Annotated in this window: 16 protein-coding genes and 1 riboswitch; of the genes, 13 read left to right on the top strand and 3 right to left on the bottom strand. The window is 48.2% G+C overall.

The annotated features are described in order from the left end of the window. Positions 1–25 precede the first annotated feature (25 nt). A complete protein-coding gene (locus tag A4V09_RS10245; protein WP_065542258.1) occupies positions 26–649 on the top strand; it encodes a TetR/AcrR family transcriptional regulator in 624 nt (207 codons plus the stop codon). After that, on the top strand, positions 600–2,012 hold the full coding sequence (locus A4V09_RS10240; RefSeq protein ID WP_065542257.1) for an MATE family efflux transporter: 1,413 nt from the start codon (positions 600–602) through the stop codon (positions 2,010–2,012). The genes A4V09_RS10245 and A4V09_RS10240 overlap by 50 nt, the downstream gene beginning before the upstream one ends. Before the next feature lie 270 nt (positions 2,013–2,282). Here A4V09_RS10240 and A4V09_RS10235 read toward each other — a convergent pair whose 3' ends face one another. Further along, positions 2,283–3,662 carry a TrpB-like pyridoxal phosphate-dependent enzyme gene (locus A4V09_RS10235; RefSeq protein WP_065542256.1) on the bottom strand — a complete coding sequence of 460 codons (1,380 nt, stop codon included), beginning with the start codon at positions 3,660–3,662 and terminating at the stop codon, positions 2,283–2,285. Between the two features lie 554 nt (positions 3,663–4,216). On the opposite strand from A4V09_RS10235, the gene truA reads away from it, so the two are divergent. From truA to A4V09_RS10180, 11 genes are all read left to right on the top strand, one after another. Continuing rightward, positions 4,217–4,951, top strand: coding sequence for a tRNA pseudouridine(38-40) synthase TruA (gene truA / locus A4V09_RS10230; RefSeq protein ID WP_065542255.1), 735 nt, complete (start codon positions 4,217–4,219; stop codon positions 4,949–4,951). Positions 4,952–5,165: 214 nt separating this feature from the next. Further along, positions 5,166–7,250: a PTS sugar transporter subunit IIC/EAL domain-containing protein gene (locus A4V09_RS10225; protein ID WP_065542254.1), complete on the top strand. Its 2,085-nt coding sequence runs from the start codon at positions 5,166–5,168 to the stop codon at positions 7,248–7,250. Next, positions 7,247–7,699 (top strand): PaaI family thioesterase, encoded by a 453-nt coding sequence (locus tag A4V09_RS10220; protein WP_065542253.1) that lies wholly within the window; start codon positions 7,247–7,249, stop codon positions 7,697–7,699. The genes A4V09_RS10225 and A4V09_RS10220 overlap by 4 nt, the downstream gene beginning before the upstream one ends. 270 nt (positions 7,700–7,969) lie before the next feature. After that, positions 7,970–9,304, top strand: a complete 1,335-nt coding sequence (gene ssnA, locus A4V09_RS10215; RefSeq protein WP_065542252.1) for a putative aminohydrolase SsnA — start codon at positions 7,970–7,972, stop codon at positions 9,302–9,304. Positions 9,305–9,327: 23 nt separating this feature from the next. After that, positions 9,328–12,321, top strand: coding sequence for a putative selenate reductase subunit YgfK (gene ygfK / locus A4V09_RS10210; protein WP_065542251.1), 2,994 nt, complete (start codon positions 9,328–9,330; stop codon positions 12,319–12,321). A 215-nt stretch (positions 12,322–12,536) separates the two neighbouring features. After that, complete coding sequence (locus A4V09_RS10205) at positions 12,537–14,210, top strand: glutamine--tRNA ligase/YqeY domain fusion protein (protein ID WP_065542250.1); 1,674 nt, start codon at positions 12,537–12,539, stop codon at positions 14,208–14,210. Positions 14,211–14,248: 38 nt separating this feature from the next. Then, positions 14,249–15,751 (top strand): MocR-like pyridoxine biosynthesis transcription factor PdxR, encoded by a 1,503-nt coding sequence (pdxR, locus tag A4V09_RS10200; RefSeq protein ID WP_065542249.1) that lies wholly within the window; start codon positions 14,249–14,251, stop codon positions 15,749–15,751. A 32-nt stretch (positions 15,752–15,783) separates the two neighbouring features. Further along, positions 15,784–15,896: riboswitch (TPP riboswitch) on the top strand. A gap of 167 nt (positions 15,897–16,063) precedes the next feature. Then, positions 16,064–16,360, top strand: a complete 297-nt coding sequence (locus A4V09_RS10195) for a thiamine-binding protein (RefSeq protein ID WP_065542248.1) — start codon at positions 16,064–16,066, stop codon at positions 16,358–16,360. Then, positions 16,329–17,093 carry an ABC transporter permease gene (locus A4V09_RS10190; RefSeq protein WP_065542247.1) on the top strand — a complete coding sequence of 255 codons (765 nt, stop codon included), beginning with the start codon at positions 16,329–16,331 and terminating at the stop codon, positions 17,091–17,093. Before A4V09_RS10195 ends, A4V09_RS10190 begins: the two co-directional genes overlap by 32 nt. A gap of 23 nt (positions 17,094–17,116) precedes the next feature. Further along, positions 17,117–18,160: an ABC transporter substrate-binding protein gene (locus A4V09_RS10185; RefSeq protein WP_065542246.1), complete on the top strand. Its 1,044-nt coding sequence runs from the start codon at positions 17,117–17,119 to the stop codon at positions 18,158–18,160. 21 nt (positions 18,161–18,181) lie between these two features. Then, positions 18,182–18,931, top strand: a complete 750-nt coding sequence (locus A4V09_RS10180; RefSeq protein WP_065542245.1) for an ABC transporter ATP-binding protein — start codon at positions 18,182–18,184, stop codon at positions 18,929–18,931. Positions 18,932–19,027: 96 nt separating this feature from the next. Here A4V09_RS10180 and A4V09_RS10175 read toward each other — a convergent pair whose 3' ends face one another. Both A4V09_RS10175 and A4V09_RS10170 read right to left on the bottom strand, forming a co-directional pair. Next, positions 19,028–19,552, bottom strand: a complete 525-nt coding sequence (locus tag A4V09_RS10175; RefSeq protein WP_065542244.1) for a hypothetical protein — start codon at positions 19,550–19,552, stop codon at positions 19,028–19,030. 88 nt (positions 19,553–19,640) lie between these two features. Further along, positions 19,641–20,444: a Cof-type HAD-IIB family hydrolase gene (locus A4V09_RS10170; protein WP_065542243.1), complete on the bottom strand. Its 804-nt coding sequence runs from the start codon at positions 20,442–20,444 to the stop codon at positions 19,641–19,643. Between the last annotated feature and the right edge of the window lie 245 nt (positions 20,445–20,689).

Genomic DNA, 20,689 nt, shown 5'->3' with positions numbered 1-20,689 from the left:
TTTTGTCCGGAAAAAGGAGACAGTCATGGGAAGAAGAGGATTGAATACGGAAGTGATCATGGAGGCAGCCATAGAACTGGTGGAAGAGAAGGGATACCGGAATTTTTCCATGCGTGAGCTGGCAGCTCGTCTGGGCGTGCAGCCGGCTTCTCTCTATAATCATGTAAACGGCATTGAGGAGGTCAACACAGCAGTCGGCATGCACGGTATAACAGAATTGGAAAAAGCCCTGGAACAGGCATATACATATTCTGATTTTCCGGAGGCGCTGGGTATCATGGCAGATGCCTACCGTAAATTCGCCATGGAAAGCCCGGAGCTCTACCAGGCCATCATAGAGATGCGCACCTCGGAAAATGAGGAGCTGAAACAGGCCATCCAGCGGATCATAAATCCTTTCCTGGTGCTCATCGGCAGGGAGGTAAAAGACCACGAAAAGACAGTGAACCTTCAGCGGACCATACGGAGTGCCCTCCACGGCTTTGTCTCTTTGGAGCAGGAGGGGTATCTTACCTATGAAAATCCGGACAGCAGCACCAGTTTTCGGTATATGGTGGAAAGTCTGGCGGTACTTGTAATGAGAGAGGGGGAGAAAGATTATGACAGCATCGGAGATCACAGCGGAGGAGAGAGAACGAAAACAATATGAGAAGATGACACAGACGCCGGTATCCAATCTGATCGTGCGTCTGGGCATTCCTACTATTATAAGTATGCTGATCACCAATATCTATAACACGGCAGATACATATTTTGTCAGCCGTTTAGGAACCAGCGCCAGCGGGGCGGTGGGAGTGGTGTTCAGCCTGATGGCCATACTGCAGGCTTTTGGGTTTATGTTCGGACACGGGGCAGGCAGTATCATATCCAGAAAGCTTGGGAAAAGAGACCGGGAGAGCGCAAGCAGATTTGCATCCACCAGCTTTTTTCTGTCTATTCTGACGGGAACACTGATCGGCGCGGTTGGGATTGCGTTTTTAACTCCGTTTATGAAAGTGCTGGGAAGTACCCCGACAATCCTGCCGTTTGCCAAACAGTATGGACTTTTTATTCTGCTGGCAGGTCCTTTTATGACGGGGAGCTGTGTGCTGAACAATATTCTGCGATACGAGGGCATGGCAGCTTATGCCATGATAGGACTGACAACAGGCGGCATTCTGAATATGATAGGTGACCCGATCCTCATGTTCGGCCTGAATATGGGGGTATTGGGCGCCGGGCTTGCCACAGCTCTTTCCCAGATGATCAGCTTTTTTATCCTTCTCTATATGTTTGTGGCGAAGAAGACACAGAGCAGATTGTCCATACGGCTTATGACAAGGGATATCCGCGAGGTGGGGCTGATCGTTGCGACAGGATTTCCAAGTCTGATCCGGCAGGGGCTGGGCAGTGTGTCCACCATGCTCCTCAATCATCAGGCAGCAGTGTATGGAGACGCGGCAGTGGCGGCTATGAGTATTGTGAACAGGATCTGCATGCTGGTATTCTCAGTAGGACTGGGTCTGGGTCAGGGATTTCAGCCGGTGGCGGCATTCAATTACGGCGCCGGGAAATATTCCCGTGTAAAGAAGGGGTTCTGGTTTACGGCAGGCTCAGGGGAGGTCATGCTTGGAAGCTTTGCGATTATCTGCCTTTTCGTATCCTCAGGCATCATCGGGGTGTTCCGGGATGACCCCCAGGTAATCGCCATCGGTGTCTTTGCCCTTCGATGTCAGTGCATTGCTTTCTTCTTTCAGCCCCTTTCTGTCTGTACCAACATGATGCTGCAGAGTGTGGGCGAGAGCAAAAAAGCATCCCTTCTCTCTGCGCTCAGGAGCGGGATCTGCTTTATTCCCCTCATTCTCATACTGCCGGCAGTGATGGGGCTGAGAGGGGTCCAGATCGCGCAGGCAGTGGCGGATGTCCTGACCTTTGCTATCTCTCTTCCTCTGGTAGCGTCATTTCTGAAAAAACTACCTGTGGATGAAGGTGTGCCTGCTGTGCGGTTGGAAGAGTCAGATGTGAGCGCCTGAATTTTGGGGCCCTTTTACCACAGGGGAATTTGCTGCATGGCTATTCCGCAGCATAGGGACTCCTACATGGATTCTTCTTGACAACATAATATTCCCCAATGAAATTTCAACTTTACATATGAATATTGTCATTGGTGGATGTATTATTCTGTTTATTGTAATACCCACGATTCTTATCATAAAGATTGATGGCTGACAGGAATACAGTCCATAGTTAAAGCCCGGTTTTTCAGACTGAAAATCTGAAAAACCGGGCTTTTGTATCCGTTTTTATTCCTGGATTCCAGGTATCTTAGGCAGTCTTGCAAAGCTCTTTTCCAGCTCCGCATCCGTGGGAATATAATCTTTCATTGTTCCGTCCATATAGGACTGGTACGCATACATATCGAAATATCCGGTTCCTGTCAGGCCGAAGAGAATCGTTTTGGCTTCCCCGGATTCTTTGCATTTCAGAGCCTCCTGTACGGCACCGTAGATGGCATGTGCAGATTCAGGTGCAGGAAGAATGGTCTCCTGCTTTGCAAACATGGTGGCTGTCTCGAACACTTTACTTTGTTCTACGGAAATTGCCTCCATAAAGCCATCATGATACAGCTTGGAGAGGATAGGAGACATGCCGTGATAACGCAGGCCGCCTGCGTGGTTTGCGGATGGGATAAAGTCACAGCCTAAGGTGTACATTCTGGCCAGAGGCGTCACTTTTCCTGTATCACAAAAATCATAAGCGTATTTACCGCGGGTCAGGGACGGACAGGATGCAGGTTCCACTGCCACAATGCGGGGGCTTGCTTTTCCTGTGAGTTTATCCTGCATAAACGGTGCGATCAGGCCGCCCAGGTTGGAACCGCCGCCTGCACATCCTACCACCACATCCGGGTATTCATCCAGCAGTTCCATGGCTGCTTTGGATTCCAGACCGATAATGGACTGGTGAAGCAGTACCTGGTTCAGCACAGAACCCAGCACGTATTTGTATCCGTCCGTGGAAACTGCTTTTTCCACAGCCTCGGAGATGGCACAGCCAAGGCTTCCTGAAGTGCCTGGATTTTCAGCCAGGATCTTACGGCCGATCTCTGTAGTCTCACTTGGGCTTGGAATGATTTCCGCATCAAAAGTATGGATCACGGATTTGCGGAAGGGCTTCTGCTCGTAGGAGCATTTTACCATATAGACGATCAGGGGCAGATGGTAGAAAGAGCAGGCTTCTGCCAGAGCAGTTCCCCACTGACCTGCACCAGTCTCTGTTGTCAGTCCTTTTAAGCCCTGTTCCTTTGCGTAATAGGCCTGCGCTACTGCGGAGTTTAACTTGTGGCTTCCTGAAGTGTTGCTGCCCTCAAATTTATAGTAAATTTTAGCCGGGGTGTCCAGGTGTTTTTCCAGGTTGTAGGCACGGATGAGAGGGGAGGGACGGTACATTTTATAAAATTCCTGGATCTCTTCCGGAATATCAATGTAACGGGTTGTATTGTCCAGTTCCTGGTGTGCCAGCTTTTCACAGAATACGGGATAAAGTTCCTCCTCGGTGATGGGTTTGCCTGTGCCCGGATTTAAAAGGGGGTCGGGAAGATTTTTCATATCTGCCCTCAGGTTATACCACTGTTTTGGCATCTGTTCCTCTGTTAAATATACTCTGTGCGGAATCTTTTTCATAATTATGTTCTCCTTTCTTATGGCGCGAATCCCGGAGATGGAGTTAGAGTATGTCTGAAAATGCATTCCGACACACTCTGGGGAGGACTGCAGCAATAAAAAAAGCTTCTGCCTCTGCAATTTCTGCAGGGACAAAAGCTTGTTATACAATCTTTTGCGGTACCACCCGGCTTGATGAATTGATCATCCACTCTGTTCATGTACTTCCATACACGGTTCCTTGATAACGGGTGAACATCCCGTCGGGCATTACTTGGAAACTAATTCCTTTCTTCCCGACCTCATAAGTCCATTCAATATCCGTTCTATTATCTTAATCCCACCATTTTAAGACTCTCTGCCGACAGTTTACTCTGCCGTTATCAATAAAACCTGGATATCTACTACTCTTATTCTACGGTTTCGCTGTTACAATTATTTATTTTATGTTTATCACTATAGTAGGTGAAAGTGGATTTGTCAAGAGAAAAATTGAAATTTTTCCCTTTTCGTCGAAGGGGATGTCTGATAGAATAGACAAAAACGAAGGCATATTATGAGAAGAGGGATATAAAATGAATTACAGACTGGATATACAGTATGACGGAACACGCTATGAGGGCTGGCAGAGGCAGAAAACCACTGGCAATACCATTCAGGGGAAAATTGAGGAGGTCCTGTCCAGAATGCTGGAGATACCGGTCCGGATAGACGGCGCGGGCAGAACAGATGCAGGCGTGCATGCCAAAGGACAGGTGGCGAATGTACACATGGAAACAGATAAAAGCCCTGAGGAGATATGCGCATACCTGAACCGCTATCTGCCGGAGGATATAGGGATTGAGAGAGTAAGCCGGGTTGACGAGCAGTTTCACAGCCGTCTTCTGGCTAAGAAAAAGATATATCAGTACAGGATCGCAGCAGGGCATCACAAGAATGTCTTTGAAAGAAAGTATCAGTACCCTCTACACGAGGAGTTTGATGTGGATGCCATGAAAAGGGCAGCTCAACTGCTGACAGGCACCCATGACTTTAAAAGCTTCTGCTCCAACAAGAAAATGAAAAAATCCACAGTGCGGACCATTTACGGCATTGACGTGGAATCACTGCCCGGGGAACTGAGAATCACATACACCGGGAATGGATTTCTCTACAACATGGTGCGAATTCTTACGGGAACCCTGGTGGAAGTGGGAAGAGGGGACAGAAAGCCGGAGGAAATGACGGATATTCTGCTGGCCTGCCACAGAGAATCAGCCGGATTCACAGCTCCTGCCCAGGGATTGACACTGCTCCAAGTGGAATATTAGAGCACATCAAAATATTGGGGCAGGCCTGTACCGTTTCCTTTCGGACTGTAAGAAAGCCCCTTTCGGATTGTTGTACTGGTATATTTTGGAAGGGGAATAATGGGGGAAACCTGCCGATTTTAGATTGCAAAAGATAGTCCGGGCATGTAAAATATAATATGCGAGATTATGATTTTACCCCGGGTTTATTTTGGGGTGGCAGAGGGGGCCGTTTATGTATGGAAAAGTATTAAGGACGATTTACAGAATAGAAAATAACAGTGTCATCTCCTCCATCCGAAAAGGATTTACACTATTGATTCCCGCTCTGCTGGTGGGGGCTTTTGCGCTGCTCTTCAGAAGCTTTCCGGTGCCTGTGATTCAGACATTTATAGAAAAGTGGGCAGGGGGTGTGCTGTATCAGATATTAAGTTTTCTCTTTGATTCCACTGTGGGATTTATGTCGGTTTATCTGGTAATGAGCATCAGTTATTACTATGCCGCAACCATGAAAAACAAAGACCAGTTTCTTCAGGTCATGGCCATGGTGGTATCTGCCATTTGTTTTGCGGTGTCCTTTGGCGCGGCGGGCGGTTCCATGGAATTAAGTGATCTGGGTCCGGTGGGGGTATTTACAGCAATGTTTGCCGCGGTTGCCGGCACCAGGATCTTTTACTTCTTCTGTGAAAAAGTGTCTCCGGCGTTTAAGTTTCGCTCCGCCGGTTCAGATGTGGATTACAGAAATTCGCTGTCCACCATTTATCCGCTTCTATTTTGCGCGCTTCTTTTTGTGGCAATGAATCTTCTGATACAGACGATTTTTAAAGCAGATAATTTAAATGATCTGATCACTAATTCTATTGTGGAGCTTTTCCACAACATCAATGACGGTTTGGGGGCAGGTGTCCTGTATGTGCTTGTGCTGGATGTGCTGTGGGCCTTCGGGATACACGGCGGAAATGCTTTAGAACAGGTGTCCCAGACATATCTGGTGCCGAACGATGCAGTTACAGGGACCGTCATTTCAAAATCTTTTTTGGATAATTATGCTTTGATCGGCGGATGCGGCACTTCCATTTGTCTTGTGCTGGCACTGCTGCTGTTTACAGGGAGCAGAGATAACCGGCAGCTTGCCCGTTCGGCAGCACCGGCAGTCTTTTTTAATATCAATGAGATCCTTGTGTACGGACTTCCCATAGTATTGAACCCAATTATGATCATTCCTTTTATCCTGACGCCCCTGTGTTCCCTGCTGCTTTCCTATGGCGCCACGGTATGTGGATTTCTTCCGGTCATGAAGGAGACTATCACATGGACCACACCGGTTTTTTTCAGCGGCTATCTGGCATCCGGGTCCTGGAGGGGTGTGGCAGTACAGGTGGTGATCGTGCTGGTGGGCATAGCCATTTATACACCCTTTGTCAAGCTCTCTGAGCGGGTGGGAGAACTTCAGGCGGAGATGCTGCGGAACGAGCTGACAGAATATCTGAAAGAACAGAATAAGACAGGTACGGCGCTAAGCCTTCTTGACAGGCGGGACAGCATGGGAATACTGGCAAGAAATATGGCAGCCCAGCTTCGGATTGATGTGGAGAAGAAGAACCTGACCATGGGATATCAGCCCCAGTTTAACTGTGAAGGTAAAATGACAGGTGCAGAGGCACTTTTGCGGTGGAGGTACATGGGAGAGGCAGTTTATCCGCCTCTGGCCGTGGCACTTGCCCAGGAGGACGGATTCTTTGACAGGCTCACGGAATGTGTTATAGAGATTTCCATGAAAGCGTGCAGCAGGCTTCTGACCCTTGGAAGCCCGGTCACCATATCCGCCAATATATCGGGAGAGCAGTTGAATTCTCCCCGGTTTGTGGAAAAAGTCATACGGATGGCAGAGTCGTACGGTGTGGCCGGATATTACTGTCTGGAGATCACAGAGGAATCGGCAGTGGACAAAATGGAGGAGATTCCTCAGCATATCGGCAGGCTGAAAGCAGCGGGGATTATGGCGGCTGTGGATGATTTCAGTATGGGGCGGACCAGCCTGAAGTATCTGCAGCACAACAGTTTTTATGCTGTCAAGCTGGACGGCAGCCTTGTCAGAGGGATTGTGGGCAATAAAAGAAATCAGGAGATCGTATCCTCCATCATCGCTCTTGGCAGGAACCTGGATTTTGAGGTGATGGCGGAATACGTGGAGACAGAGGAAATCCGCAGCCTTTTGGAAAGCATGGGATGCAGCCAGTATCAGGGATACCTGTACAGTCCTGCAGTGCCTCTGCAGAATTTGGAAGAAATGCTGCTGGAACAGAAAGGGAATATATGACTACGGAAGAAAAACAGATAAAAATGGAAACAGAGATTCAGCGTGATATAGAAAAAATGTACCCTGTGAACCCGGAACATCTCTACTGCAAAATGGGACTGGAATTTCATTCCTGCAGTGCCGCAGATCATGCCCTGACCCTGCGTTATCCCATACAGGAATGGGAGCTGAACCACATGTCTACCATGCACGGAGGGCTTATAGCGGCAGCAATAGATACCACCAGCGGAGCGCTTACACGCAGCCTGACCGGATGCGCAGTGACCCCCACCATTAACCTGAACATCAATTATCTGCTTCCCGGAACCAGGGAGGATGCACTGCTGGTGACAGCAAAAGCAGACAGAATAGGAAAACATCTTGCGCATATACATACAGAATGCCGTTCTGAGAACAGCGGAAAACTCCTGGCAACAGCCATGGTAAATTTCATGTTAAAAAGAGACTGAGAAACAGGCCGTCACGGATATCCCACAGAGGAAATCCATGATGGCTTTTTCTTATGCGGACAGTTACATTTTACCTGAAAAATCTTTGTGTCTGCGTATATTTTAACAGGAAAAACAGACATTCCGGGAGAAATACAAAAAAATTTGTGATACCTCAAAAATTTTTAGAAAAACACTTGCTATTACTGCTATGTAATGATAAACTGGAATTAATAAATATGGGAAATGCAAAATACTATCAAGTATGGAATGCGCAAGGAGGTATAAGCTATGTTAATGATTGGGAACGGAAGGCTTGTGACAAGAGATGACCAGGCGCCTTTTTTTGAACACGGCGCAGTAGTTCTGGATGGCAGCGTGGTGAAAAAGGCTGGGGACGAAGCGGAACTTAGAAAAGAATTTCCGGATGCAGAGTATGTGGATGCAAAAGGCGGGGTGATCATGCCGGCATTTATCAATGCCCATGAGCATATTTACAGTGCCTTTGCAAGAGGCCTGTCCATAGACGGTTACGACCCCCACGGTTTTCTGGATATTCTGGACGGTATGTGGTGGACCATAGACCGGCATCTGACACTGGAAGGCACAAAATACAGCGCCTACGCCACGTATCTGGACAGCATTAAAAATGGTGTGACCACCGTATTTGACCACCATGCCAGCTTCTGTCAGATACCTGACAGTCTGTTTGCCATCAGTGAGGCAGCAAAAGACCTGGGGATCCGCACCTGCCTCTGTTACGAGATTTCCGACAGGGACGGGATGGAGAAGGCCCGTGAGTCTGTGCTGGAGAATGAAAGATTCGCACGCCATGCGCTGGCAGATGACAGCCATATGATAGCCGGTATGATGGGAATGCACGCATCCTTTACTATTTCCAATGAGACAATGGAAATGGCGGCAGCGCACAAGCCTGAGGGAGTCGGTTATCACATTCATGTGGCGGAGGGGATTGAAGATCTGCACCACTGCCTGAAGCATTACGGAAAAAGGATCGTGGACCGTTTGATGGACTGCGGGATCCTGGGGGAGAAGACACTTCTGGGGCACTGCATTTACATCAATGAACATGAGATGGATTTGCTGAAAGAGACAGATACTATGGTAGTACATAACCCCGAATCCAACATGGGAAATGCCTGCGGATGTCCTCCAACCATGAAGATCGTGGAGAAGGGGATCCTGACCGGACTTGGCACAGACGGATATACCCATGATATGCTGGAATCCTACAAGGTGGCAAATGTCCTTCACAAACACCATCTCTGTGACCCCAATGCAGCATGGGGAGAAGTTCCCAAGATGCTCTTTGAGGGCAATGCCGGGATAGCAGGCCGCTACTTTAAAAAAGAGCTGGGTGTGTTAAAAGAGGGTGCGGCAGCAGATGTGATCGTCATGGATTATGATCCGCTTACCCCTATGCACGCAGGAAATATCAACAGCCATGTACTGTTCGGCATGAGCGGAAGACAGGTAAGCACCACGATCTGTAACGGTAAGATCCTTATGAAAGACAGGGAAGTTCTGGCTGCGGATGAAGCGGAAGTTATGGCGAAATGCAGGGAAGAAGCAAAGAAATTAGCAGATTCTATTAATGGAAGATAAGGTATTTATGGGAGGTTTTTATTATGGGCGATAAGATGACATGTATGCCGTTTTCTCAGATCATGGACTGGATCCTGGAGGAAAACAAGGCCAGTAAAACGGTGTTCGGAACACATAAAAAGTACGTGGCAAAAGAGGCAGAAGCGGAGATCTTCGGAAGAAATCTGGAGACTCCCATAGGCCCCGCAGCCGGTCCGCATACACAGCTTGCTCAGAACATTATTGCGGCATATTATACAGGCAGCCGTTTCTTTGAGCTGAAGACCGTGCAGATCATGGACGGTGCGGAGTTGTCCGCCTGCGTGAACAAACCCTGTATCCTGGCTGAGGATGAGGGGTATAACTGTGAATGGTCCACAGAGCTTACGGTGCCGGATGCCATGAGCGAGTATATTAAAGCATGGTTTGCCCTGCATGTAATGGCAAAAGAGCTGGGTCTGGGGGCCCAGGACGGATTCCAGTTCAATATCAGCGTGGGTTATGACCTGGCAGGGATCAAATCAGAAAAAATAAATCATTTCATTGACACTATGATGCATGCAGGTCAGGATGCCACATTTGCAGAATGCAGGAAATGGCTGCTTGAAAATATCGGCAGATTTGAGAAATATACAAAAGAAGATGTGGAAGCAATCCCGGAGGACATATGTAATTCCGCCACTATTTCCACCCTTCACGGATGTCCGCCTCATGAGATCGAGAGCATAGCCAACTACCTGCTCACAGAAAAGCATATCAATACCTTTGTGAAATGTAATCCCACTCTTTTGGGATATGAATTTGCCAGAAAGACCATGGATGACATGGGATATGATTATATGATGTTCGGCGATTTCCACTTTAAGGATGACCTGCAGTATGCGGACGCGGTTCCCATGTTCACAAGGCTTATGAAGCTTTCGGAGGGACTGGGGCTGTCCTTTGGGGTGAAAATAACCAATACCTTCCCTGTGGATGTGACCAGAGAGGAACTGCCCAGCGAAGAAATGTATATGTCCGGCAAGGCATTGTTCCCGCTGTCTATTTCCCTGGCGGCAAAGCTTTCAAAAGAGTTTGACGGACGCCTGCGGATCGCCTATTCCGGCGGTGCGGATTATTTCAATATATCCAGGATCGTGGGAGCTGGTATCTGGCCTGTGACCGTGGCGACCACCCTTTTAAAACCGGGCGGATATAACCGCAGTACACAGATGGCTGAACTGCTGGCGCAGGATGGCCTGAAACCCTTTGCCGGTGTGGACGTGGAGGCGGTCACAAAACTTGCCGAGGATGCCAAACGTGATGTGCACCATGTAAAACCCATAAAGCCCCTTCCAAACCGCAAGGTTCAGGACAATGTTCCACTTATGGACTGTTTTATGGCTCCGTGTGAGGCTGGATGTCCCATTCATCAGGATGTGAGCAATTATATGGAACTTGCCTCTGCAGGTAAATATGAGGAGGCATTGGAAGTGATCCTTGACAAGAATCCCCTTCCATTTATCACCGGAACGATCTGTGCCCATAACTGTATGAACAAATGTACCAGGAACTTCTATGAAGAATCTGTGCACATCCGGAATGTAAAGCTTAAAGCAGCCGAAAAAGCCTATGATGCGGTAATGGAAAAACTGGCTGTTCCTGAAAGGACAGCAGGCAAAAAAGCAGCAGTTATCGGCGGCGGCCCCACCGGAATGGCAGCGGCTTATTTCCTGGCAAGAGGCGGTGCAGATGTTACTATTTTTGAAAAAGAAAATGCTCTGGGCGGAGTCGTGGCACACGTGATCCCGGATTTCAGGATCTCAAAGGAAGCCATAGAAAAAGACGCTGCCATCATCCGCAAAATGGGTGTAAAAGTGGAGCTTGGAAGAGAAGTATCTTCTGCCAAAGAGCTGAAAGACCAGGGCTTTGACGCTGTATTTTTCGCCGCAGGAGCCGGAAAACCGGGCGTATTAAAGCTGGAAAAAGGGGAACCTGTGGACGCTGCAGAATTCCTGAAAGAGTTCAAGGTAAAAGATGGGGATGTGGAACTCGGTAAACACGTGGTTGTCATCGGCGGAGGCAACACAGCCATGGATACAGCCAGAGCAGCCAAGCGCACAAAAGGTGTGGAGCATGTCTATCTGGTATACAGAAGAACCAGACGTTATATGCCTGCTGACGCGGAAGAACTGACACTGGTACAGGAGGAAGGCATTGAGTTTAAAGAACTGTTGTCCCCGGTATCTATGGAAGATGGAAAACTGCTGTGCAGGAAGATGAAACTGGGGGAGATGGATGCTTCCGGAAGAGCTTCTGTGGAAGAGACCGGCGAGGAGGAAACCGTGCCTGCAGATACAGTGATCGCGGCTGTAGGAGAGCGTGTGGATACTGCGCTTTACCAAGCGAACGGACTTCCTCTTGACAACAGAGGAAAGGTTGTGGCAGACAGTGCCACACTGGAAGCCTGCAGCGGTATCTATGTGATCGGTGACGGTCTGGGCGGTCCGGCAACGGTGGTGGAAGGAATCCGGGATGCGCAGAAAGCGGCGGCAGCGTTCCTTCAGAAGAAAGTCGTTTCTGAACTCAAAAAAGAGGGCTGTGAGGAATCCTGTTACAGCAAAAAAGGCTTACTGGACAGTGAAAAGGAACCGGCCAAAGAAAGCGGCAGATGTCTGAACTGTGCGGCTGTCTGTGAGAACTGTACGGATGTATGTCCAAACAGAGCCAATATTGCCGTCAAAGTTCCCGGTATGGCTATGCGCCAGATTGTCCATGTGGATTACATGTGCAACGAGTGCGGCAACTGTAAGACATTCTGCCCGTACTCCAGTGCTCCTTATAAAGACAAATTTACCTTATTTGCAGATGAGGCTGACATGGAAGACAGTGAGAACAACGGTTTTGTGGTCCTTGACAGGAAAGAGAAACGGGTAAAGGTGCGCCTTTTCGGCGGACCGGTGGAAATCCTTTTGGAGGATGAAAATCCCGCGGTTCCGGCAGGACTTCGGAAGATTATGGATGCAGTCATATCTGATTACAGGTACATGATTCCGTAATAGAGCTGATCAATGAAAGAACAGGGGCCGGCAGATTGGGCTTCTGGGGAAAGATAAGGCCGTTGTCAGGTTTTGGGCAGGAATCGCTTGAGAAAAAGCCTGACAGCGGCCCTTTTAAATTTTTTCCTGTAAAGCCTTTGAAAATTACCATTTTTATGGTAGTATATTTCATAGACAAAAAATTACCATAAATATAGATGATGGAGGAACTGTAAGTGGAAAAGGAAACAGCAAAAGAAACCGTTTCTAAAAACTTTATTGAACAGATTATCGACAAGGATTTAGAGGAAGGAAAGTACGAGGAGATTTGTACCCGTTTTCCACCGGAACCCAACGGATATCTGCATATCGGACATGCAAAATCTATCCTGCTCAACTACGGTCTGGCACAGAAATATCACGGCAAATTCAATATGCGTTTTGATGATACCAACCCCACAAAAGAAAAAGTGGAATTTGTGGAATCCATTAAAGCGGATATTAAATGGCTGGGAGCAGACTGGGAGGACCGTCTGTATTTCGCGTCCGATTATTTTGAACAGATGTATGAGGCAGCCGTAAAACTGATCAAAAAAGGCAAGGCTTTTGTCTGTGACTTATCTGCAGAGGAAATCCGTGAATACCGGGGAACCCTCACGGAACCCGGCAAGGAAAGCCCATATAGAAACAGGAGCACAGAGGAAAACCTGGACCTGTTTGAGCGCATGAAAAACGGGGAGTTCGAGGACGGGAGCAAGGTGCTCCGCGCCAAGATCGACATGGCTTCCCCTAATATCAATATGAGAGATCCGGTCATCTACCGCGTGGCTCATATGACACATCACAATACCGGGGACAAATGGTGTATTTACCCCATGTATGATTTTGCCCATCCCATTGAGGATGCCATTGAGGGTGTGACTCACTCTATCTGTACCCTGGAATTTGAGGACCACCGTCCTCTTTACGACTGGGTTGTGAAGGAACTGGAATACCCGCATCCGCCCAAGCAGATCGAGTTCGCAAAACTGTACCTGACCAATGTGGTGACCGGAAAGCGTTATATCAAGAAACTGGTTGAGGACGGCATTGTGGACGGATGGGATGATCCCCGTCTGGTGTCTATTGCCGCTCTGCGAAGACGTGGATTTACACCGGAATCCATCAAAATGTTTGTGGATCTCTGCGGTGTGTCAAAGGCCAACAGCTCCGTGGATTACGCTATGCTGGAATACTGCATCCGCGAGGACCTGAAGATGAAAAAACCTCGTATGATGGCCGTTTTAGATCCGCTGAAACTGGTGATTGACAATTACCCGGAGGACCAGATAGAATATCTGGAGGTTGCCAACAACATGGAAAACCCGGAACTTGGCAGCAGAAAAGTACCTTTTGGAAGAGAACTGTATATTGAGCGTGAGGACTTCATGGAAGTACCACCGAAAAAATACAAACGTCTCTATCCGGATAATGAAGTGCGTCTCATGAACGCTTACTTTGTAAAATGTACCGGATTTGAGAAAGATGAAAACGGCAATATAACGGTAGTTCACTGCACTTACGATCCGGAGTCAAAGGGAGGAAATTCCCCTGACGGTAGAAAAGTAAAAGGAACCATTCACTGGGTAGCCAGGAAAACCGCAGCAAAAGCGGAATGCCGCCTGTATGAGAATATTGTGGATGAGGAGAAGGGGGTCTATAACAAAGAGGACGGCAGCCTGAACCTGAACCCCAACTCTCTGGTGGTGCTGAAAGACTGTTATGTGGAGCCGGCGCTGGCCGAGGCCGAGGCGTATGACAGCTTCCAGTTTGTGAGAAACGGCTTTTTCTGTGCAGACTGCCATGATTCCAAACCGGGAGAGCCGGTCTTTAACCGGATCGTCTCTTTGAAAAGCTCTTTTAAATTATAGTGCATATTTTCCATTGACCATGAATTAGAGAAAAAAGAATGAACGATTTGATTATTTCATTGGACACTAAGGCGGAAGCGCCTTTGTATGAACAGATATGTGAATATTTTAAACAGGAAATCCAGGAAGGACGGCTTGCCGCAGGAATGCGGCTGCCGTCCTCCCGCGCACTTGCGGGGAATCTGTCCGTGAGCAGGAGTACCGTGGATTTGGCCTATGACCAGCTGGTCTCAGAGGGATATATTGAGGCGGTCCCGTGTAAGGGATATTTTGTATGCGACATCGAAGGGCTCTATTACGGCACAGGCAGAAGACAGGAAACGCGTGAAGCAGGAAGACAAGCATGGTCTGACAACCCTCAAAAAGGTGTCCGGCACAGGGCGGGCATGGGGGAGGAACGAAAGACAGAGACGGACAGGGCCAAATACGCTTACGATTTTGCCCTGAACGGAATTGCCCCCGGCAGTTTTCCTCACAACGCATGGCGGAAATTGTCGCGGCAGGTCTTGACAGATGCACAGGATGCGCTCTTCTCGCTGGGGGACCCCTGCGGGGAATTGTCCCTTAGACAGGCTGTCTCCGCGTATCTCTATCAGGCCAGGGGTGTTCACTGCCAACCGGAACAGATTCTTGTGGGGGCTGGGAATGATTATCTTTTGATGCTGCTCTGCACGATCCTTGGGAAGGACAGAAAAATTGCCATGGAGAACCCTACATACAGAAGCGCCTGGCATGACTTCGGGCATATGGGATTTGAGAGATGTATTGTGAACCAGGACACACAGGGCATTGATGTACATGACCTGGAGCTAACCGGAGCAGATATGGTCTATGTCATGCCCTCCCACCAGTTTCCCATGGGGACGGTCATGCCCCTGAAACGCCGCCTGTCCCTCCTGAAATGGGCGGGGAGGGGAGATCGCTACATCATAGAAGATGACTATGACAGTGAATTCCGCTACAAAGGAAAGCCTATACCTGCCTTACAGGGATTTGATAAGGAGGAGCGGGTCATCTATCTTGGAACTTTCTCAAAGTCTATTGCACCCTCCATCCGAATCAGTTATATGGTACTGCCAAAGAAACTGATGCAGCGGTATCTAAGGGGGGAGAACCCCTTCTCCGTCACGGTTTCCAGGGCGGATCAGAAGATTCTTGAGCTTTTTTTGAGGGAAGGCTATTACGAGCGGCATTTAAACAGAATGCGCAGCCTCTATAAAGGAAAACATGACCTGCTCCTGCACTGGCTGAAAGAGGACATGGGAAACGTGTGCACCTGTTCCGGTGAAAATGCGGGGGTCCATCTTCTGATACATTTTAAAAACGGATCATCCGAACAGGAAGCAGTGGAAATGGCAGCAAAAGCCGGTGTCAGAGTTTACGGATTGTCCGAATTCCTGGTCAGCGGTAAGGCGCCTCAAATGCCGGCAACGGTTCTTCTGGGATATGCCACCATGTCGGAGGAAGATTTGGAGAAAGGCATGAAAAGGCTTGCGGAAGCCTGGAACGGAAGAGAAAAAATAGAAGGGCAGGAGGATTGACTTGACAATTATTTTACAATGAAGTACACTTGAGAAGACAACAGGGGAGCTGGAGAGAAGTCCGGCTGAGAGTAAAACCGTAATCGTTTTTCACCCTTAACCTGATCCGGGTAATGCCGGCGTAGGGAGCATAAGAGAGGCACCGCAGGCCGGTGCGCATTTGTTCTGATAACCAGCTCCTGTTCAGGTAAAACCTGCCGGGAGCTTTTGTTTATGTGAATAGAAAGTCCACATTGTGCGCTTTCTATGGGATAGCAAAGATCCCCGCAGAAAAAAAGTGAAACTTATAAAGATTCTAAGGAGGAAATGAAAATGAATGCAAGTGTAGCGATCCAGACATTGCCGGAGGCAGAGAATGACGAGGAATTGATCCGTATTGTGGACGAGGTGATCGGCTATATTAAGAGTACAGGGCTGAACTATTATGTAGGGCCTTTTGAGACGGCCATTGAAGGTGACTACGATGAACTGATGGATATTGTAAAAGAATGCCAGCATATTGCAGTCCGTGCAGGCGCGCCTTCTGTAGCGGCCTATATCAAAGTGTCTTATAAGCCAGAAGGAGATGTGCTGACCATTGAGAAAAAAGTTACAAAGCACCACCAGTAAGCTCTGGGCAGCGGCGGCCCTGTCTGCTATCCTGATCATCTGGCAGTTTGTCTCCATGGCTGGTCTGGTCCCCAACTTCATGCTTCCCTCGCCGGTGCAGGTGGTGAAAGCCTTTGTCAGTGAATTTCCGCTGCTCATGGAAAATTCCGGGGTTACGCTTCTTGAGGCGGCAGCGGGACTTTTCTGCGGTGTGGCTTTTGGGTTTATCATGGCGGTTCTCATGGATCATTTTGAAAAGCTTTACAAAGCCTTCTATCCGCTCATCGTCATTACCCAGACCGTGCCCACAGTGGCTATAGCACCGCTTCTTGTGCTGTGGTTCGGGTACGAGATGCTGCCAAAGGTCATCCTGATCGTGATCGTGACCTTCTTCCCTATCACCATAGGACTTCTGGAGGGCTTCCGTTCTGCGGATAAGGATATGATGAATCTTTTAAAAAGCATGGGGGCAGGCAGTCTCCAGATATTCAGATATATTAAAATGCCTGGCGCCATGGGCCGTTTTTTTGCCAGCCTCCGCATTTCCGCTTCCTATTCTGTTGTGGGTGCGGTCATCTCTGAGTGGCTTGGCGGGTTTTCCGGGCTTGGCGTGTATATGATCCGTGTGAAAAAGGCGTTTGCTTTTGATAAAATGTTTGCTGTTATTTTTCTAATATCCATTATCAGCCTTCTTCTCATGAAGCTGGTGGATATCCTGCAGAAAAAATGCATGCCCTGGGAAAAGGTAAAATAAGACAGAAAAGAGAGGACGATTAAATGAAAAAGAAGATTCTGGCAGCTTTCCTTGCCGCCTGTGTGCTCACATCCATGACTGCCTGCGGCAGCGGTGAGGACAAGGGAAACAAGGATTCTGCCGCTGAAAATACTGAGGATAAAGACAGTGGTTCAAAGGATTTGGAGAAGATCACGTTCGTGCTGGACTGGACGCCGAATACCAATCACACCGGATTTTATGTTGCAAAAGAGAAGGGCTATTTTGAAAAAGAAGGCCTTGATGTGGAGATCGTACAGCCTCCGGAGGATGGGGCGGATGCTTTGGTGGCATCAGGAAAGGCGCAGTTTGGCGTCTCCTTCCAGGACAGTATGGCTCCGGGTGTGGCCGGGAAAAATGCTCTGCCAAACACAGCGGTAGCTGCACTGATCCAGCATAATACGTCCGGCATCATTTCCAGAAAAGGGGAGGGGATGGATAACCCGAAAGGTCTGGAAGGAAAGAAATATGCAACCTGGGACGGGCCGATTGAGAAAGCTATGCTGCAAAATGTGGTGGAAAAAGACGGAGGGGATTTCTCAAAAGTAGAGTTGATCCCAAGCACTGTCACAGACGAAGTATCTGCCCTCAGATCCAAATCCGTGGATGCCATATGGACCTTCTACGCATGGGCAGGGATCGCCACAGAGACTGCGGACCTGGAGACGGATTATTTTGCGTTTAAGGACGTCAATCCTGTATTTGATTACTACACACCGGTGGTGATCGCCAACAATGAGTTTCTGGAAAAGGAGCCGGATACGGCTAAGGCGTTTTTAAGGGCTGTGAAACAAGGATATGAGGAGGCCATTGAGGACCCGGACAAAGCGGCGGATATTCTTCTGAAAGCTTCCCCGGAACTGGATGAAAAACTGGTGAAGGCCAGCCAGGAATACTTAAAAGACCAGTATAAGGCAGAGGTCAGTCAGTGGGGATATATAGACCCGGCCAGATGGAATGCCTTCTACAGCTGGTTAAATGAAAACGGATTGTCAGAGGCAGAGATTCCGGAAAACGCGGGATTTTCCAATGACTATCTGCCGGAATAAACAGATCTCCGGAGGTAAGATATGGCGGAACTAAAGGTTTCAAATGTGAGTAAATCTTTTGACGGAGTAAAGATCCTGGAGGATATTACCATTGAACTTCATGACCAGGAGCTGGTATGCCTTTTAGGGGTCAGCGGAGGCGGTAAAACAACCCTTTTTAATGTGATCTCCGGCCTGGAGAAACCGGAAGAGGGACATGTTTTTCTGGATGGGAAGGAGATTACCGGCTGTCCCGGAAATGTAAGCTATATGCTTCAGAAAGACATGCTGCTCCCATACAGGACCATTGAGGATAATGCAGCCCTTCCTCTTCTCATAAAAGGAGAAAAGAAAAAGGCTGCACGGGAAAAGGTACAGCCTTATTTTCAGGAATTCGGGCTGGAAGGGACGCAGAAGAAGTATCCCAGCCAGCTCTCCGGCGGTATGCGCCAGAGGGCAGCCCTTCTTCGGACCTATCTGTTTTCCCGGAAACTGGCCCTTTTGGACGAGCCGTTTTCAGCTCTTGACACTCTGACCAAGCGTGCCATGCATGAGTGGTACCTGCAGGTGATGGAGCAGATCCATCTGTCCACGATCTTTATAACCCATGACATTGACGAGGCCATAGTATTGTCAGACAGGATCTATCTGCTCACCGGTAAACCGGGACGCATCACCGGGGAAATACGCATACAGGAACCGCGTCCAAGACCCGGTAACTTTAATCTGACAGAGGGATTTTTAGAGTATAAACGGCGGATACTGGAGCATCTGGATGCCGGTCAGGAGTAAAACAAGAGACAGAAACCCCGGGAAACGGCCTGTACAGGCCGCCCGGGGTTTCTATGATATTCCGCAGCAATGCAGAGAGATGAACTGCTGCGTTATTTATTCTTCTGTTTTTTCTGTATTCTCGGAACTGCTGTTTTCCATAGCTTTTTTGGCGTTTTCCATTCTTGCCTTCAGATCCTCAGACACCTGTTCTACGCTTTTTTCCACAGCGTCCTTCACGTCCCTGGCGGTTTCTGCAGCTCCGTCTTTAGCGGTCTCGGCAGCATCTTTTAAATCGTCTTTGACATCCTCTGCGGTCTCTTTTATATCTTCCTTCAGATCATCCAGATCCATGTCGTCATCCTCGAAAATGTCCTCATCATCCAGGTCATCCAGAATGTCATCAGTGTGTTCTTTTACTTTATTTACAGTCTCTTCCACTGTTTTTTCCACTTTTTCTTTCAGCTTGCTGGCCACGTTTTTGGCAGACGCAGCGGTTTCCTTTACATTGTCCTGGAAATCTGCGAAATCTTCTTCCAGATCAGGATCTTCTTCTTTTTGTTTTTTCAAATAATAAAATGCCGCGCCGGCAGCCGCACCGATCACACTAAAACCCAATAATTTTTTTCCAAAACTACCCATATTAATCCCTTTCCTTTCAAATAACTATTCTTAGTATTACCATTATAATACTTTTTAACAGAAGATTGGAAGACCTATTTCATAAATTTTACATGAATTTTTCAATGACCTCAGCCACGCCGCCCCGGTTATTGTCCCGTATGGTGATATAATCCGCATGGTCTTTGGCCTCCTGAGTGCCGTTTTTCATACATACGGCAAAGCCTGCGGCATCCAGCATGGACAGGTCATTTTCGGCGTCTCCGGCACCGATGGTCTGTTCTATGGGCACATGCAGATATTGACAGAGCCAGCGGATGGCAGCACCTTTGGAGACACCTTCCATAACATGCTCCAGATAATATTCACTGGAGAAGAAGATGGAAACTTTTCCTTTGGCCCAGAAAAGCATATGATCCCGGTATGCCTCATGTTTTTTTCTGTCATCCAGACAGGAAGTCAGCACTTTGACAGGCTCCTCTTTGAGGTGCTTAAGAAGGTCAGGGTCAACCAGCACCTCCATCTGGGAGGACCAGTGGTACTGGGCCGCTTCCGGTCTGTCTTTGGGGGTGACAACATGGTCGCCCTCATAAGTCTGGCAGTATAGGTCAAAACGTGCGGCCTGCTCAAAAATGTATTTTACATAGGACATGGGCATAGTGTTTTTATAGAGTATGGCTCCGGTGCAGCAGTCATAGATCATGCCCCCGTTGTAGAGGATGGCATAGCATCCCTTCTGATCGAGACCCAGTTTGTCCACAAACTTTTTAGCGGAAAAATAGGAGCGCCCTGTGCAGATCACAACGGCATTCCCTTTTAAGAGTGTTTGCTTTACGGCTGTGGAGTTGATTTCCGGAATCTGTTTTTCATCGTTGAGCAGAGTGCCGTCCAGGTCGGTAAAAAGTATTTTCATAAATCGCTCCCTTGATTCTGTGTTAAGCAATGGTAAGAGGTTTTCCTGGTGTCTATTATATCCTATATCCCCGGTTTTTTAAAGGGGAAATAAATTTGGCCGGGCAGCGGGATTCTACTGCCTGTACCTTTTTTCGTAAATTCTGGTAAAATAATATCAGATATTGTAATACACAAAAGAAAAATTTGGCAAAAAATTATATTGCATGGAAGAGGGAGAAACGCTATACTTAAAAAAGTATTGAG

Origin of the sequence: Blautia pseudococcoides, assembly GCF_001689125.2 — a bacterium.
GTDB lineage: Bacteria > Bacillota > Clostridia > Lachnospirales > Lachnospiraceae > Blautia > Blautia pseudococcoides.
This window is presented reverse-complemented; position numbering and strand designations above follow the sequence as displayed.